This is a genomic window from Sphingobacterium sp. BIGb0165, from assembly GCF_024810095.1.
GTDB lineage: Bacteria > Bacteroidota > Bacteroidia > Sphingobacteriales > Sphingobacteriaceae > Sphingobacterium > Sphingobacterium detergens.
Genome location: NZ_JANUEB010000004.1, coordinates 32,964 through 50,226, shown reverse-complemented (window position 1 = coordinate 50,226; position 17,263 = coordinate 32,964). Strand labels below are relative to the sequence as shown.

Here is a 17,263-nt window from a genome sequence, read left to right as displayed (position 1 = left end):
TCACCTCGATTATAGCCCTGATCGAAAACCAAATTCTACTTAAATCTATGCTATTTCTCCATCACAGATAACCAAAATTTTATATTCGAAAACCATCCTTTACGATTCGTTATATATGAGCCATTATTAACGACTTTTTTCATGGATCTATTTTGACAATAAAAATAGGTCTTTTGTCAATTGCAGTCCAGAACATTCTAATATCCGTCTTAGATCGTTTTACAACCGTGGTTCTTTTCGCAATTAACACTGTCGATATCGGTGTAGTGTACAATTAAATTGATGGATCAGGAAATTCATTGCAAAAATGCTATTCATGAGGATAAAAAACGTCTCCCTAAATAGCGAGACGTTTTCCATTACTTCTGTTGTTTTTTCTGACGCCAATACCGCCCCAGCAGTCGGCTTGTGACAAAGCTGACAAGCGTGCCCAGTGACGCTGTCAGTATCGTGCTAAGCACATCATCCAGTGATAAACTAGACCAGATGGAACAGATGGTACCACCAATGGCCGAGATACGGATATCATTCAGTTTCATCGGCTTCGCTCCTTTCTCCGATTCTCGCCCCGTTGGCCCGTATGCTTTGATCCGGACCGCCTAGCTCTTTCGCCGGCGGATCAGCCTGCTTTTCGGGTGAGCAGCGCATTGACGCACCACATATAAGCCGCCTGACCGTGGTAATCGCCGCTGTGGCGGGGACGATCATAATAATACTGTTTATCATTCTTTTTGTTGGTGCCCACGCAGATCTCCGAAACCGCGCCTTGATCGTCCACATAGCTGGCCAGCGCCAGCCAGGCACGACGGGCCACAGGACCATACTCTTTTGCACCGAGCCAACCCTGTTTTACACCCGAAATGATTGCATAGGCAAACATAGCCGACCCGGATGTTTCGGCCCAGCAGTCGGACTCGTCAATCAGCTGATTCCACATACCACTTTTGCGCTGCTGTTGTTTTAGACTCTTCATCATCGTACGGTAGCTCTTCAATATACGTGGCCGGTCTGCATGATCCTGTGGGAGCATATGCAGCAACTCGGTCATGCCAGCTGCCATCCATCCGTTACCACGGCCCCAGTAATAAGGCACGTCTGGTGCATGATAAAACAAGCCGTTGGGGCGCTGTAATTTATCCAGATAAAGCACCATTTCTTTGGCTGCGCGATCGAGATATTTCGATTCACCGGTCGCTTTAAACGCGGCAGTTTGTACGATCGTAATCATGTACATATCGTCAATCCAGAGTCGGGTCTGCCAGGAGTATCCTTTTTGCGCCCAGTCCTTCTCGGCCTGACTGGCATTTTGTGGCAATTCCCATTGCGTATCGGCGTAGGGCAAGCCAAGGTCCAGGTAGCTTTTATCTTTGGTCAGCTGATAAAGCCGCAACGGAAGACTCCCGAACATATTTAAGTCGACGTGATTTTTAATGGGCAGCAGCTGCGGCTCACTTGCCCTTAATTTGGAGAAGCGGTCTTTCATGGCCTGCATCAACTCCTCATCACCGGTTAAGTGTGCATAGTTAATGGTACCCGTCCAATAAAACGTCTCCGGATAACTGATCCACTTCCCAGCGTGCAACATATGCTTGCCTGCCATGAAACGATGTGCAATGCGGTATCCTACTTCCTTGGGGTCCGCAGCAGCCGGAAAATTTGCCAGATCGGCCTGTGCCATTAGATAGTTAACAGGAAGCACCCATAAAAACAAAAGGATTTTCTTTATCATACCAAATCATTTTATGTTTTAAATTACTGTGTTTAAAAAAATCCTGAACCGATCTTCAAGAGAGCGGATCGGTTCAGGAGCATCGATAGGACTAGTCTGCTGTTGCTTCATCCGCAACGGCATCCTCCCATTTATCCCATACCGGAGTAGCGGGGTTATAACCGTCGTAGCCATAATTTTGCTTTAACTGGCCTTTAATGTTGGAGGTAATCGCCACATTTGGAATCGGCCAGTACATATTCTTTTTGTCCATGGTATACTTGATATCACTTAGACCGGTTGCATTGACATGAATAATGCCTTTATTATATAAGCTATAATGCACGATACGCTGGTACCAGTAGCTTCCACCGATCGCATCGGTACCATTCTGTTTGTCGAAATTGTCCAGATTGTATACGTTTCCCCATTCATCAGGTTTACCACTGCGTGCCAGGCAGAGCGATACCCTTTTGAGCTCCACATTGCGCCATTCCTCCCAGTAGAGTTCACGGGCTCTTTCGTTCATGATATCCCCAATGTTCGCGGTCCCCTGATACAGTTCGGTACATTTTGCGCGCTGCCGCACGGCGTTTAGGTCGTCTTTGATCGTCCCATCGGCCGGGTTGATATAATATTTAGCTTCGGCGCGCAAGAGGTAAGCCTCGGCCAGGCGATACAGGTACCAGTCGGCAACACTGCCATTGGTGGCCCCGCGTGAACCATCCGAACCACTGATATTGGCCTCACTAACGGGATCATCCAGGAAAAATTTATAGTGTGGCACATCGTACCAGCGGCGGATGGAGTCGCTACAGAGGAGTTTACCCGTTTCGGGATCTTTCAGCGTGACAGGTTTTCCAAAATCCTTTGAAGCCTTATTGTTTACCTTGTAGTCTTCCATCCGCACCCAGTTTCCCACTTTGGCGCTGTGGCGCAGATCGCCCTCATCTTGCTTACCGTTTACAGCCCATACCCCCTTCGATTGGAAAGATGTTGGCCGGAAAGTCGCGATACCGCGGCCAAACGCGCGCATATAGTCATATTTTGCATTATAATCCCCACTGTTGCGTTTGATGTTCAACAAGGCCTGTTTACCATCCGTTGTCTGTATGCGGGTGTCAAACACAAAGGGATATAAGATCCGCATGGTCAGCATTTTCACAAAAGACTCCGCATCGGCACCCCGGTTAGGCATCCCCATGATCACCTCGCGGTTGGCCGGAATCAATTTGTTTTCAGGACGGTGCATATCCCAGATGACGTTACGCGTGATGGGCCAGGTCTGCGCCTCGCCCCCATCATTGAATGTTCCGAAGCTTTCGGTCATCAGCGCATAACCCGATTGATCGATTAGAATATCGGTCTGTTCCTTTGCTTTCTGATACGCTCCCAGGGCCAGGTAACATTTGGCCAGCAACATCCGGCAGGCCCCTTTGTTGATCATGCCAATCAGGTTCATATTTTTCTGGTCGGGCACCCATTGTACGGCAAATTCTAGGTCTTTGGTAATCATCTGCAGAATGGCCTCACGTTTGGTGCTCCGATAATTTTGTTTGGGCACATCGATAATGGTCGTAACCAAAGGAACATCGCCGTATTCAAAGACCAAGGCCATATACCGGAATGCACGGTGAAAATATGCCCGCCCTTTGTAGGCATTTTTATCCTGTTCGCTCAAGGTCTGCACCTGATCCACATATTTGATAATGGTATTGGCATAACTGATGCCTTTATAAGTTTCCTCCCACAGGTACCACATACTATTGGAGCGGTCGAGGTTCTGCAGACTGGAGTTGTCGCTTGTCGGGGTGAGCATATTGGCCACGTCCGCCATCATGCTGCGTTTGTCCGTATTGCTGGCCACCATCAGTTCAGAGAAGATGTACTCCGTACCGAGGGTCAGCATCTCATTATGATCCGTGGCCCAATACCCCTTGAGGTGGCGGTCACAGATAGCCATGGCCGATAGCAGTCCAGACTCGGTATTAAAGGTTTCATTGGGCAAATAGATAGACAGCGGATCGGGCTGTAGAAATTCTTTCGAACAGCTACTTATGGTCAGCGCAGCAGCAAGTAGGATGACGATCCCCCTGTTACGGGATCTGGATTTATTTATTGTCAAGTTCATAGCGATCAAATTAATCAGGTTATAAAGATAAATTCACACCAAAGGTAAAGACCCGCGAAGCCCAGGAACCCGTCTCCGGGTCACCATACTCCCATTCTTTGGTCCAGGTGGCCACATTGCGCAGGGTGCCATACAGCTTCACCCTGTTCAAGTGATATTTGGATGTAAATGCCGATGGCAGCGTATAGCCTACAGAAATATTGTCGAGGCGGATGAAAGAACGGTCGTAAAGCCGCTGTGCCCCCTCGGCCCCGATGGGTCCTTTGGCCTCAATACGGCCATAGCGTTCTGTGGGGTTATCGGGCGTCCAGTATTCCTTCGCTGGCAGGTTTGCCAGTCCATAAGCCATCCGTCCGCCATCATCATCGTTGTTCAGGTAATTGCCCGACAGGCTTTTGTGCCCCATATACGAATAGATATTAAACGAAAAGCTAAGGTCTTTCCATAAAGTCAGCTCATTACGCATCGACCAGCGGAAACGCGGATCGGTCTGTCCCAAAAAGACCTTGTCGTTGTTGTTGTACACCGGTTTTGTACCGTTGGCATTGACCACATCATCTGCCGTATAAACATTGGCCACTTTGGGGTCCCCGGGTGCCTGCCCATATTTGGCCGCGTCGGCAGCTTCATTGGCCTGCCATATGCCCGTCACATGGTAGTCCCATATCGTGCCGATGGGCTGACCGATAAACCAGCCATTCGAAATCTCGTCCATTTCCTTACTGCCGACCACGTTCCCATTGGCATCCAGCACGTCTTCGTAGTTCTTATACAGATGCACAATCTGGTTCTTATTGTACGAGAAACTGAAAGTGCTGGACCATTGCAGCGTCTCCTTTTTGAGGTTGACCGTATTTAAGGTCAGTTCAATCCCTTTGTTGTCCACCTGTCCCAAGTTGGTGGTGATGCGGCTAAATCCTGTAAAATTGGGCAGCTTCTGCTCCATGATCATATCGTGGGTCTGCATCAGGTAGTACTCCAGCGTACCCGAAATCCGGTTCTTCAAGAAGCCGAAGTCGAGGCCAAAATTCCATGCCGTGGTCTTTTCCCATTGCAGATTGGGATTGGCCAGGCGGTCTACCATCAGGTACCGATACTGGAGGAGTTCGCCGGCCGAATTGAGGTAACCATGCATTTTGCCGCTGCCTGAATACAGGTTGGCAAGTGCCAGGTTGGGATCAGCAAGCTGTCGATTACCATTTTTACCGTAGGAAACACGCAATTTTCCATAATCCATCACATCGGTCCATTTGAAGAATTTCTCTTTGGTAAAGTTCCAGGCCAGGGCCAAGGAAGGAAAGGTCGCATACGGATTGGAGGTCCCAAAGGCCGAGTAGCCATCCCGCCGGATGGAAGCCGTAAGCATATAGCGGTCGTCGTAAGAATAGAATAAACGGGCCAATAAGGCGTCCGCCGTCTGGTGCGTGTCGTAGCTATTGAAGCTGCTGTTTTCCTTCGAGCCATTTTCGGTATTGTGAAAGCCCAGCGCATCCGAAGGTAAAATATTACGGGCCTCAATGCGGTCTTTCCAGGACTGCTGCTCCTCCGCTTCCTGCACCAAAGTCAGCATCAGGCGATGCTTGCCCGCAAAGGTCTGCTCCCAGCTGATGGTATTGTTGAGCGACCAGTCGAAGCGTTTGGTCTGCTCGCGGTTTGCCCCACGATCAGCGGGGTTAGATCCGGGCAGCTCGGCCGACATAAAATAGCGGTCGTGGAAATACTGCAGGCGCGGCGACGCGTTGAAGGAATAGGTTATGTTAAAAGGTAGTTTAATTTTCGCATTGAAAATGGAATTAAATACCGTATACCCTTTGTCCAGTTCGAGATATTTCTTCTGAAAATCATAGTTATAACCGCGCTGGCTGAACTGCTCGCTGAGTGGATATTGCAGGGGATTGCCGTTGGGATCGGCATAATCGGCGTAAGGGCTGTTGCGCAGTGTCTGATCCATATCGATATCGATGTTACCGTCGGAGCGGTCCTGAAAATTCACATTGGCGCCCAATTCCAGCCAGTTGGTTACATGCGCATTGATTTTCATGTTGGCGCGGGCAGCCTTGTATGTATCGCTGACGACCGTACCCTCATTTTTGAGGTACCCCATGGATAGGTAATAGTTGACCCTATCGCTGGCACCACTGACGCTGGCATTATAATCCTGGTTGAAACCCGTGCGAAAAGTATGGTCGGCCCAATCTACCGTTTTTCCGTCCAGAAAGTTCTGCAGTGCATTTCCCTGCAGGCCCAATCGGCGGCCCCAGATACTCTGGTCAGATTCGCCATTCTGATTGGTCGACTGCGCGCGCCAGGCATCGAGTGCTAAAGATGAGGGCAATTGGCCGGGATTGAGGTAAAAGCCATAGGGCACGGTGAGGTTTCCGTTGTCGTCACGCGTTTGATAAGCCCCATAGATCCCCGTCGTCGGATCGATGCCGTAGGTATTCTTGGTATACCAGTCTTCCCGATGCTTCATATAAGCTTCCGGGCTGAATCTTTTGCGGTATTCGCTCAGTTGGGTAGCACCCGCATTCATGGTCATATTGATGGTCGGCTTCCCCTGCTTGCCCTTTTTGGTACTGATGATAATGACACCACTTGCAGCCTTGGACCCGTAGATGGCCGCCGCAGAGGCATCTTTTAAGATGTCAATCTGCTCGATATCATCCGGATTGATTTCAGAAAGCTCACCATAAAAAATCATCCCGTCAAGTACCAGCAAAGGATTATTGTGCCCGCTGTTGCTATCGTAAACCGAACGCTTACCACGCACCTCAATGGAGCCACCGCCTTTTGCGGAGGCATCATAACCGATATTCATCCCTGCCGAACCACGGAGGATATCCTGTACGGTTTTGGGGTTTTCATTGGCAATGCGATCCGGATGAATCTGCAATACCGAGCCCGTCAGATCCTTTTTGCGCATGGTACCATAGCCCACTACGACCACTTCGTCCAGCTCACCGGTGGCGGAAGTCAACTGCACATTGTAGACTTTGGCTGGCGTCAGGTCAATTTCCTTGCTCTTGTAGCCCAGCAGCTTGAATACCAGTTTTTTTGCATCCAGGGGTACCGAAATGGCATAGGTACCATCAGCTTTTGACGCGGCACTGATGTTACTGCCGGGCACATTGACTGTCACTGCGGCCAGCGACTGGCCATTGCTATCCGATATCTTACCGGTAATTTCGCGGTTTTGTACCTCCAGGCTGACCATTGAATCGGAGGGCACATTGGCTTTTAACGCCATTGCAGGAGCAGCCAGTGAGACTAGACAGAGCAAGCAGGAACAGGGCATCCATTTGCCAGCTCCAAAGCGATAAAAGCGATTTTGTTTTAGCTTACAATTGTTTCTCATAAAGAAATATTCACTTTAAGTGATTTAGAAATTTTATAATTGGTTCCCTCATATTAAGGGATTTTAACTGTAAAAGTGAAGATTAGCCCTTAGAAAAATAGGACTCGATCGTATCAAAAAAGTATTATTTTGTCTCAATAACACGATTTTCAATATAAAAAATCAATATGAGTTGGTGGTTGGGTACGGAATTGTACCAGAAACTTCCAAAAATCAGCGCAGGTAAAATTTAACTACAACGTTTTCGTAATTTAACTATAACGTTTTCGTATTTTTATTATTACAGAAATATACAGCGCTAAAGAAGTCCTATGTGGGATCAAATGAGACGCTCTCAAAGCAAGCCTTTGGTCACTTGCAAAATGTTAAACCTATCTTTCAGATAAACATTGAACATCACATTGGGATTATGGAATAATTCACTTGTTTAATGACTTAAAGCAGGATGTGCCTTAATCTTCCGTGCCTATAGCTACACAATAAACTTTCTGATACTCATCATATAACCTAGATGCAGCCCTTCATGAAAATTATTCCATTCGAAGGCATCGTATATTGAAGTGAGATGAAAGCCCGTCCCCGTAGTGCGTTCATGGTAGGTCACAAACTTTTTGTTGTTAAAATCACTGATCGTCGGTTCTATCTGTTCAAGGAGCAATCTTTTCAGCAAGTCGGCTTCCTGTTGCGCTACAGGTGCAGTAGGCTTTGTTCCGGACTGGTAGTTCAAAAAGACTTCCTCGGGAATGTGTCCTGCAACATCAGATCCAATATAAATCAATTTATGCTGTGTGGCAATAATATGCCCGATATTCCATATGAGGTTGTTGCTGAAGCCATCAGGAATGCGATTGAGCTGTTCCAAAGAATAGTTTTCAAAGAATTTGAGGTAAGCCATTCGGCTCGTTTTCCATGCGCGAAAGAGTGATTCCATGTCTTGTTAACTGTCCGTGTTTTGTGAACAAAAATAAGCTGAATCTTTAAAACTTTCAAAGCCTATTTACGGCAATCGGATTCTATACACAAATTTCTTACAAAGGGGACCCAAAGATGCTGATTCGTTTTTTATTGAACTTTTTGATAAGAGTATTGTTCATTTTAAAAGGAATATGGTTCAATTTTTAAAGAAGAACGTATGAAAGCACAAATCGGACTGATTATCACGGCAGTTGCTGGAGCAGCATTGCTTGTATACAGAAGCTGGAAACAGCGTTCTGTACAGGGATCAACAGAAAAAACAGATCGCAAAGAGACGGGTAATCTAACGAACCCGCCCTCTTGGTACCGCCCGCTTAAAATGCCCGACATCGACAGCATCGATATTGTGTCATTGCAATATGCCCCCCTCATGGTATCGCCCAGCAGAAATGATGCAGCGCAAGGGATCAACAAAAACATTGCGTATTATTCTAAAGGCAATAGACATCAATAAGGTAATATCACAAAACCTTATTGATGTCTTATGATCCTGAACAGCGAGCAGGGCTGCAGCTCATTGTGCTAATTATTCATTCCTTTGCTTGAGCTGGCTTCAGGCAAGCGGAGCACTGTCAAAACAACAGCCTATTGCTCCAATTCTTTCAGGTATTCGATCATGGCATCGAGGCTTTGTAATAGCTTTTCACCTTCAAAGCCCACCTTTCGAAAACGAATGTTTCCTTTTTTGTCCAGGATCAACGTTGTCGGAATTGACGTGATATCCAGCTTGCTACTGAGCTTTTTATCTTGGTTGTAATAAAATGGAAAATCAAATTGGGGATTGGCCTGCGCCCATTTGTAGGCGTCGTCCCAGCTATTTCCACTGCCCGAATTGAGTACAACGAATTTCACTTGCGGGTCGTCCGCATATTTTTTGTACACCTGATGTAAATAGGGAAAAGAGGCAATGCAGGGCTTACACCAGGTGGCCCAAAAATCAATGATCACAATCTTGTCCATGAGTTCCGCCTTAAGCAATGGTTTCTTGTCCATATCAACTAGGCTGATGTCTTCTGGAAATGGCGTATTACTGATGATTTTCTGAAACTCCTCATAATACCCCTGTTTCCATTGCTTGTCAAGCTTGTTAAAATAAGCTTGCCGTTCAGCAGCATTGCCCATCCCTGTTTTAACGAGCGCGCCGTCGAGAAGCTGCCGGATCTGTGGGTCAAAAGGAGCATGCCGATAGGCTGCCCCCAACAGGGGTATAGCACTTTCTGGATCATTCCACTGCTGATACTGCAGGGCAACGGCCCGCAGTAGCGCAGCCGATTCAAGTGAAGGGATGCTTTTGGCAAACCATTCTCGGGCTGCTTCGGGCTGATTTAGCTGCGCGGTTATCAGTCCCTGATTGGCCATAATTTCAGCTTTTATCGCCCTGAGTTTATCGGCCTTGGCCGGATCGTGGGCAATTAGATAACCCGTTTCCGGGAAATAACGTATTAGACTCACGGGGTAGGCCGCAACACTATCAAGTAGATATAAATTGAGTTTGGATGCATCCTGCAGCATCAGCTTATGATCCAATAGCTGTTGCACATATTCATTATATGTGCGCCATTTATAGGGATCTTGTTCCCAACGGGTAATCAGGGGCAGGTATTTCCGGGCCTGTACGCTGTCGCCGTGGCGCACGTAGTAGGTAAAAAGATATTCGTAAGCGCTGCCATAGGCCGCCTCATTATCGGCCGTTTTGAGGGAAAGAAGCTCCCCTATCTTCGCGACCACGGCAGTGGAATCCTGCTCGCGAAACAGCTTATTGAGCCGATAAGACAGCCCGATCTTCTTGTTGGGAAACTCGTTGACCACGACCTGACGGATCGAATCCAGTTTTTGGTTTTGGCCAAGTATCAGGTAGCCCATGGTCACCTTGTTGAGGTTACCTTCAACGAGTGGATTGCTTCTGAATTTCTTTTCCACCACGGCCAAACCCTTTTTCAACAGCCGCGCCTGCTGAGCCGGACTACCGGTTTTCATCTGTAGCGCAATCAGACGGAGCTGCGCCTCATAGTTGTCGGGATATAGACCCAACTCTTTTTTGAGGTAATATTCCTGTGTAGCAACGATATGATCCGAGGTTTTATCCTGAATAGGTACGCTGTAGGATTTTCCCAGGTAATTACCCGCGATCAGTTTCCCCTGTTTATAGACGTAGATCTCATATTGGCTGCTATCGCTTGCCTGCTGTACAAATTTCTTGTCTTTGTCGGCGATCGTAAAGCAGGAAAAGTTGGCGTAGGCGGGCAGTTTAAAGCGCACACGCCACAGTCCACCTTCTTGCTGCATGGGCATCCGGCTCGGAAATTCATAAAAATTTGAATAGTTGAAATCCACGAAAAACGGCCCTGCACGATGAGCAGCAGCAGATTTACCCGGATCAAAGCTGATGGTCACGGTATCACCGGCCGCTGCTTTTTCCGGCGTTATGCTGACTTGTGCCTGCAACAGCAGGCTTGCCTGGAGCAGGCAAAGCAGCAAGGCGTATTTGAATGGCTTAATCATTCTGTTGGAGGTTAGCATTGGTGATTAAAATAGCACTGGCGATCGGTATTTTGATGTCGCTTTCAATAAAGTCTGTTTTGACCTTTGAAAGTACAGGCAGGGCCCTGTTCGTGCGGACCAGGTCAAACCAACGGTGGCCCCATTCACCGAGCAGCTCCAGCTGGCGTTCTTTTTCAAGCGCCAGGGCGATGCTCGCCTTGTCCATCGTTTGCGGTAGCGCGACAAGGCCTGCACGCTCACGGATCTGATTGATATCCTGTAGTGCCGCCTGCAACTTATTTTGGTTGAGGCGTGCCTCGGCACGGATCAGATACTGCTCGGCAAGGCGTAGCACGGTATTGTATTCGGTAACAGGTGTGCCTGTGCGCACCTTGTACTTATAGGGCATATAAAGCGTCTTATTACTTACAACATAAGGTTTTAACCACATGGCTTTACGTAAGTCATTCTCTTCATAGGCCGCCACCGTAGTATCATATACCTGATAGTAACTCCGTGCTGTAGCTACTGCAGGAACGATGCTGAAACCTTCCCAGGTGTTGACCCCGGCAGTAGAAAGATTAACGGTCTGCAGCTGCCAGATCGCCTCTTTGCTCGTTTTCAAAAAAACAGTATTTAGATCACGCGACAGTTCATACCGATTATCAGCGATGACTTTGTCAGCCATCTCTTCGGCATTGGCCCAGTCTGCATGATAAAGATATACCCTGGCCAATAGCGCGTCAACCGCTTTTCTATTTGGGCGGGTACGCTCATTGCCCTGATAGGCGTCAGCAATATCGGCAGCAGCTTTCTTCAGATCTTCCACCATGAACGCATAGAGCTCCTCCCGGGAGGCAGGACCTTTTCGGTTGTTGGCCTCCAGATCTTTTGTATCCGTGATCAAGGGCACTTTGTTGAAGAGGTTGCTCAGGTAGAAGTAATTGAACACCCGTGTAAAACGGGCTTCAGCCGATAGCTGTGCCTTTACCGTGCTGCTGAGTGCCGAAGCTTCAACTCCCTCGATAATCTTATTGCTGTGATTGATATAGCTATAAGGTTGCGACCAGAGCCGATCGAGATAAGAGGTCGCCGGACTTAGTTTATTGTATTTGTACTCATCGTAGCTTGTAAAAGCTGAGTTGTAATCGTCGGCCAGACTGGACAGCACAATGGTCATCAGTCCACTGGCGAACTGGTTATTGTAGTTGTTCATACTGGTATAGAGTCCGCCCACTGTTGCTGTGGCCGTCTTTTCGTCACTGAAGGCCGACTCTGCCGCCACTTCTGTCTTGGGTGGATCCACTGCCAGGAATTTATTGCAGGATATGTTCATCAGTGCTGTCGCAAAAAGGCTGTAGATGATATATTTGTTCATGGGATAAGTCTTTAGTCGTTTTATGATCATTAAAAAGTGAGCTGAACCGCAAAAGTATAGGTACGCATCGATGGTGTGGCGCTGTTCCGTACCGAACCAAATGGATTGACATCCGAAAGATACGTGCGGTCAAAACCCGGCATCTCCGGATCCATCCCCCTAAAGCTTGTCCAGGTAAAGAGGTTCTGCGCATTGAATTGTACCAGAGCCCGGCTGATATTGATCTTCTGGCTCCATTTGGAAATATCATAACTGAGCGATACATTTTTTAAGCGGATAAAAGAAGCATCGTCCCATACAGCCGATGAATACCGGTAGTAATTGCGGTAAGCCACGTTGGCTTCGTTGGCGCTATTGGCGGTAGCGCGTGGCACATCCGTCACATCTCCCGACTGCTGCCACCGGTCCAACACATATTCGTCCAGATTGGCCAATCCGCCAATGGTCGTTGCCTGTGGGCCATAACCAACCGATGGTCCCTCCTGTTTGACAAACTGAAATAGGAATCCAAGGCTCACACTGCCATAACTTAGATTATTGCCAATACCACCGTAATACTTGGGCAGCAGTGAACCCAAGGTCACATAGTCATTGAAATCACTGATCTTCCCATCGCCATCCACATCCCGGAATTGAGCGACCCCGGTTTGCGGATCCACTCCGGTAAACTGAAATCCACGGACGATACGTGTGGACTCGCCAATGACGTATCGCCTCGCATCACTGCTATTTTCAAGTCCAGGATATTCGAGCAGGGTATTGGATGGAAAAGTAATATTGAAATTGGTTTTCCAGCTGAACTTCTCTTTTTGGATATTCACACTGCTCAGCTCAAACTCCAAGCCCTTATTTTCGATCAGTGCCGGGGTATTACCAAAATAGGAATTATAGCCCGTCTGCGGCGCGAGCACGATATTGATCAACTGATTATCCGATCTATTGTTGTAATAATTGGCTGTGAGGAAAATACGGTCCCTGAAAAAGCCAAGGTCGAGGCCCAGTTCTTTCTTTTTAATTTCTTCCCATCCAAAATTGGGATTAAACACCCGTGTCGGATAAAGCCCGGTGATGCCCTGATAGGCAAAGCCCGTTCCCCAGGTATCCAGGTACTGGTAATCTCCGATCTGGTCATTGCCCGTCACCCCCCAGCTGGCACGCAGTTTCCCGAAGCTAAGGATAGACTGATCTTTTAAAAATTCTTCGCTACTGAATACCCAGGCGGCACCAATCGACCCAAAATTACCGTACTTATTGTTGGGCCCAAAGCGGGATGAGCCATCCCTTCGGTAGCTGGCATTCACAAGGTACCTATCCGCATAAGCATAATTGATACGACCAAATGCAGACTGGTAGCGGTAATCCGCATACTGATTGTTGCGGATCGCAATGACACCTGCGGCAGCCATGTTGGCTAACTGGGAATCACTTGGATAACTGCTACCATCCAGGTATTTACCTTCACTGATCCGCTGCTGCCAGGTACCGCCCAAAAGGAACTTAAATTCATGTTTGCCAAAGTTTTTGCTGTAATTTAATTGCGGCTCAACGATGTAGGACTGATAATCCGAGTTCCCGTAAGAGGCCGTTGAGCCTGTACTTGTCAATGGATTAAATCCGGCATTGGGCAGCAGACGTGTCTGGTCCATGCTTTTGAGGTTATACCCTACATTGATTTTAGCGACCAATTCGGGCAAGATCGCGTACTCGGCTGAAAAGTTGGCGAGCAGGGATTTTGATTTAGAAACACTCGACCGCTCCATGTAGGCGGCTGGATTCTGTAAGCTCTGCTGAAACCAATAATAGTCTCCCTTTTCATCGTATAGGGGATAATTGGGCGCCAGGTTATAAAACTGAGCAATGTCCGTTGGCACTGTATTGTTACGGTCCAGGTTGAGGTTGAAACTGCTATTGAGTTTAAATCGTTGATCTTTGGACTGCGTAGACAGATTCAACAGCGCGCCCCCACGCTGATAATTTTGATTACCGGGCAAGGGATCACCCTGGCGATTGAAATTGGCACTGGCCAGGTATTGGGTATATTCGTTTCCGCCGGAAAATGACAACTGATACGTTGAGAAAGGAGCACTTGCACCATAAAATTCTTTTTGCCAGTCACTGTAAGCGGACTGATCCCAGGTCAGTAGATCCGGCGCATTATCTGCCGTCGCTGTCCAATTATCGTTTTTAAATCCTTCCTTACGGATTTCCAAATATTGCTCCGTGTTGAGCATCTTGAGATTTCGAATGGCTTTACCGGAGCCGATATTGGCATTAAAATCTATTTTAAGTCCGCTTTTATTTCCCTTTTTCGTGGTTATCAGGATCACTCCATTCCCACCCCGGGAGCCATAAATGGCTGTTGCATCGGCATCCTTGAGCACATCGATCCGTTCAATATCCTTTAGATTGATCAGGCTTAGCGGGCTTTGATTCCCATTGGCCGAGGCAAACTGATTCATGCTTTCGTCCGAAAATGGGATACCGTCAATAATGTAGAGGGGACTACTGCCATTGCTCAGTGAATTGACACCACGCAGCTGCACCTGAAAAGAGCTGCCCGGCAGCCCCGAATTAGAGGCTATATTGAGTCCGGCCACGCGACCCTGCAATGCCGCTAAGGGGTCCAATACAGGTTGGGTCTCTATTTCCTTGCTGGTCACGCTGGATACCGAACCTGTATTTTTGCGTATCGAAGACGTACCGTAACCGATCACCACCACTTCATCCAGGTTGCCAGGATCGATCTCAAGACTTATGTCAATGATGCCGTTGCCCGCGACCTTAACTTCCTTGCTGCGGTAGCCAACATAACTCAAGAGCAGTATATCATCCTGCTGCAGTCCATTTAAACTAAAACGGCCGCTGGCATCGGTAACCGTACTGACGACCTTGTTTTTAACACGGACACTTACCCCTTCAAGCGCTGTACCTGAAGCATTGCTGACCCGACCACTGATCGTAGCCTGCTGGGCTTTGCCAACTGCTTTCCCCTGAAGCACGATGGTGTTTTTGACAATTTGATAACGGATACCTTTAGCTGAGAATGCCTGTTTAAGTAGTTCAGGAATATTGGCATTGCTCAAATTGACATCAACATTCAGATCGGGGCTAATTTCATTGGGATCATAAACAAAGCGATAATAGCTACGCTGCTCGATAGCTTTGACGAGCTGTTTAAATTGAACATGGTTGGATGGCTTGTCTCCCTGCTGGCTAAAGGCATAGCCATTGACATGCATCAGCATAAATAGCAGTGTTTTTACGGACTGTTTCATAGGGTATTTAGATTGAAAATTCGTTTGTTTCTTCTTTGGTTAGGGAACAAGTAAGAGTCTGTCCTTGTCTATTTTATAATTTATGCCGGCGAACCGCAATATCTTCAGCACTTCCTCAAAGGACTCTTTTTTGCTGATTTTTCCGCTAAGCACTTTATTTTTATAGACAGGTGACAGGCTATAGGTAAAATTGTACCAACGGGCCAGGTCAGCCAAAATCTCAGGAAGAGGTGTCTGATCAAATTCAAAGTAACCATCTTTCCAGTTGGCAGCATCCTGCTGCCTGTTTTCTTGCTGCAGCTGGAAGTCCCCATTCAGCACATTCAGCTGGATGATCTGTCCAGGTAGCAGGATCTCCTGCAGGCCGGCATTGCTGACACGTATTTTTCCTTCGTCAAGCTGCGTGGTTAAGAGCTGACTATCATTGGGGTATAACTTGACATTGAAAGCTGTCCCCAGGGCTTCAATGCTCGTCTTGCCTACATGAACAATAAAGGGCTTCGCTTTATTTTTAGCCACCTTAAAATAGGCTTCACCCTCCAAGAATACCGAGCGCTCCTGTAGATTGTATCCCGGTCCGATTTCCAGCTTACTGTCTGCATTTAACCACACTGTCGTACCATCCGGAAGTTCCATCTTGAATTCTTGCCCCTTTTTGGTCTTGATTGCCACTTGATCCCCCTTGCGCTGCTCCATCAATGCCGGGCTGAACAGCTTCTTTTCGTCCAGGCGGACCACTTCATTTCCGATCAGCAGATCGGCCTGGAATTGACCGACACTAAAAGGCAGTGGCTCTGGGGATCGCTGGCGCCCAGAAAAGAAATACATCGCTGCTCCTGCCATCAAAAAGAAAACAATACTGGCCGCGACCTTCAGGTAGGCTCTCCTATGGCGATTGGCTCGCAATTCGGGCCCAAAAATATGTTGTTGGAAATAGCGATCTTCGGCAGCCAGATCAAGTTCCGGGATATCTTTTGCGTTATTTGTCTTGCTAAGCTGATTGTACCAACTTTCGACAAACGCAATTTCCTCGGCGCTGCACATACCCTGCTGATACTTCTGCAGTAATTGTTTCGATAATCGTTGTTTCATAGGTTCTATCCTGTTTACAGTTTAGAAGACAGGATAGCGCCCGCTTAGTGGTAGAAAAAAATGAAAATAGTTCGTATTTTTTTTCTTAAAACTGTCAACGCATTGTATATCTGCTTTTTGACAGTCTGCTCAGAGATATCAAGTTCCTCGGCGATCTCCCGATAACTCCGTTGCTCGAAACGGCTTTTTTTGAAGATCAAAGCCATTTTGCGCGGCAGCTTTTCAATCGCTTGATCGATCTGCTCGGCTAATTCTTTCTCCCGCAGCAACTCGTCGGGCATAATTTCAAGGGCTGGGGCAGCATGTTCAAGGTAATGTTCATATTTACGTCCCACATCTTGGCTTGCGATGCGGTTGATCACCAGATTACGGGCAGAACGAAAGAGATAAGCCTGATACGAATGCTCGATTTCCAGCCGCTCCATACGGTCCCAGAGATTTGCAAATATTTCCTGTACAATATCACGGGCCTCGTCCCGATCATTTAACATCCGGAAAACATGTACATACAACTTCACCCAATTTTCTTCGTAAAGCTGGGTAAACAATTGTCTGACATGTGCTACATTCATTCTGATGGTTTAGTTACTGTTGATCACTCAAAATTAGGCTTTATTTTTAGGAAAGTCAATTTATGATGGATTTCTAATAAAACCAGTAGAATAATGCAACCAAAGACCGCCTTTTGTTACATTTAATTTATTCGCAATCTGAATCACGATGGATAAACCGATCGTCGAACCTTCACACTTTAGGCCCCGGAACCCATAAAGAAGATCCATTTTCGTTCAATTGTAAGGATGTTGATAAGGCCATCAACTAAACGAAGCAAAGCCTATTTCCCATTTTTTTCGTATCTTATCTCACT

At 47.3% G+C, this 17,263-nt stretch carries 11 protein-coding genes; 1 reads left to right on the top strand and 10 read right to left on the bottom strand.

Annotated features, from left to right (window positions below; genetic code table 11):
• Positions 1-359: 359 nt before the first annotated feature.
• From M2408_RS09550 to M2408_RS09530, 5 genes are all read right to left on the bottom strand, one after another.
• On the bottom strand, positions 360-539 hold the full coding sequence (locus M2408_RS09550) for a hypothetical protein (protein WP_259181229.1): 180 nt from the start codon (positions 537-539) through the stop codon (positions 360-362).
• An 80-nt stretch (positions 540-619) separates the two neighbouring features.
• Positions 620-1,729 carry a glycoside hydrolase family 105 protein gene (locus tag M2408_RS09545; RefSeq protein ID WP_259181226.1) on the bottom strand — a complete coding sequence of 370 codons (1,110 nt, stop codon included), beginning with the start codon at positions 1,727-1,729 and terminating at the stop codon, positions 620-622.
• Between the two features lie 91 nt (positions 1,730-1,820).
• A complete protein-coding gene (locus tag M2408_RS09540) occupies positions 1,821-3,839 on the bottom strand; it encodes a RagB/SusD family nutrient uptake outer membrane protein (RefSeq protein WP_259181225.1) in 2,019 nt (672 codons plus the stop codon).
• A 19-nt stretch (positions 3,840-3,858) separates the two neighbouring features.
• Positions 3,859-7,086: a SusC/RagA family TonB-linked outer membrane protein gene (locus M2408_RS09535; RefSeq protein ID WP_259181223.1), complete on the bottom strand. Its 3,228-nt coding sequence runs from the start codon at positions 7,084-7,086 to the stop codon at positions 3,859-3,861.
• Between the two features lie 580 nt (positions 7,087-7,666).
• Positions 7,667-8,125: a DinB family protein gene (locus M2408_RS09530; protein ID WP_259181221.1), complete on the bottom strand. Its 459-nt coding sequence runs from the start codon at positions 8,123-8,125 to the stop codon at positions 7,667-7,669.
• A 201-nt stretch (positions 8,126-8,326) separates the two neighbouring features.
• Between M2408_RS09530 and M2408_RS09525 the strand changes: the two genes are divergently transcribed.
• A complete protein-coding gene (locus M2408_RS09525) occupies positions 8,327-8,623 on the top strand; it encodes a hypothetical protein (protein ID WP_259181219.1) in 297 nt (98 codons plus the stop codon).
• 131 nt (positions 8,624-8,754) lie between these two features.
• On the opposite strand, the gene M2408_RS09520 is transcribed toward M2408_RS09525, so the two are convergent.
• Genes M2408_RS09520 through M2408_RS09500 form a run of 5 tightly spaced genes read right to left on the bottom strand, consistent with a single transcriptional unit; the run spans position 8,755 to position 16,967 of the window.
• A complete protein-coding gene (locus M2408_RS09520) occupies positions 8,755-10,671 on the bottom strand; it encodes a TlpA disulfide reductase family protein (RefSeq protein ID WP_259181218.1) in 1,917 nt (638 codons plus the stop codon).
• Positions 10,664-12,028: a RagB/SusD family nutrient uptake outer membrane protein gene (locus M2408_RS09515; RefSeq protein WP_259181217.1), complete on the bottom strand. Its 1,365-nt coding sequence runs from the start codon at positions 12,026-12,028 to the stop codon at positions 10,664-10,666. Before M2408_RS09515 ends, M2408_RS09520 begins: the two co-directional genes overlap by 8 nt.
• A gap of 29 nt (positions 12,029-12,057) precedes the next feature.
• Positions 12,058-15,303 (bottom strand): TonB-dependent receptor, encoded by a 3,246-nt coding sequence (locus M2408_RS09510; RefSeq protein WP_259181215.1) that lies wholly within the window; start codon positions 15,301-15,303, stop codon positions 12,058-12,060.
• Between the two features lie 39 nt (positions 15,304-15,342).
• On the bottom strand, positions 15,343-16,395 hold the full coding sequence (locus tag M2408_RS09505) for a FecR family protein (RefSeq protein WP_259181213.1): 1,053 nt from the start codon (positions 16,393-16,395) through the stop codon (positions 15,343-15,345).
• Between the two features lie 44 nt (positions 16,396-16,439).
• Positions 16,440-16,967, bottom strand: coding sequence for an RNA polymerase sigma-70 factor (locus M2408_RS09500; RefSeq protein WP_120257189.1), 528 nt, complete (start codon positions 16,965-16,967; stop codon positions 16,440-16,442).
• Between the last annotated feature and the right edge of the window lie 296 nt (positions 16,968-17,263).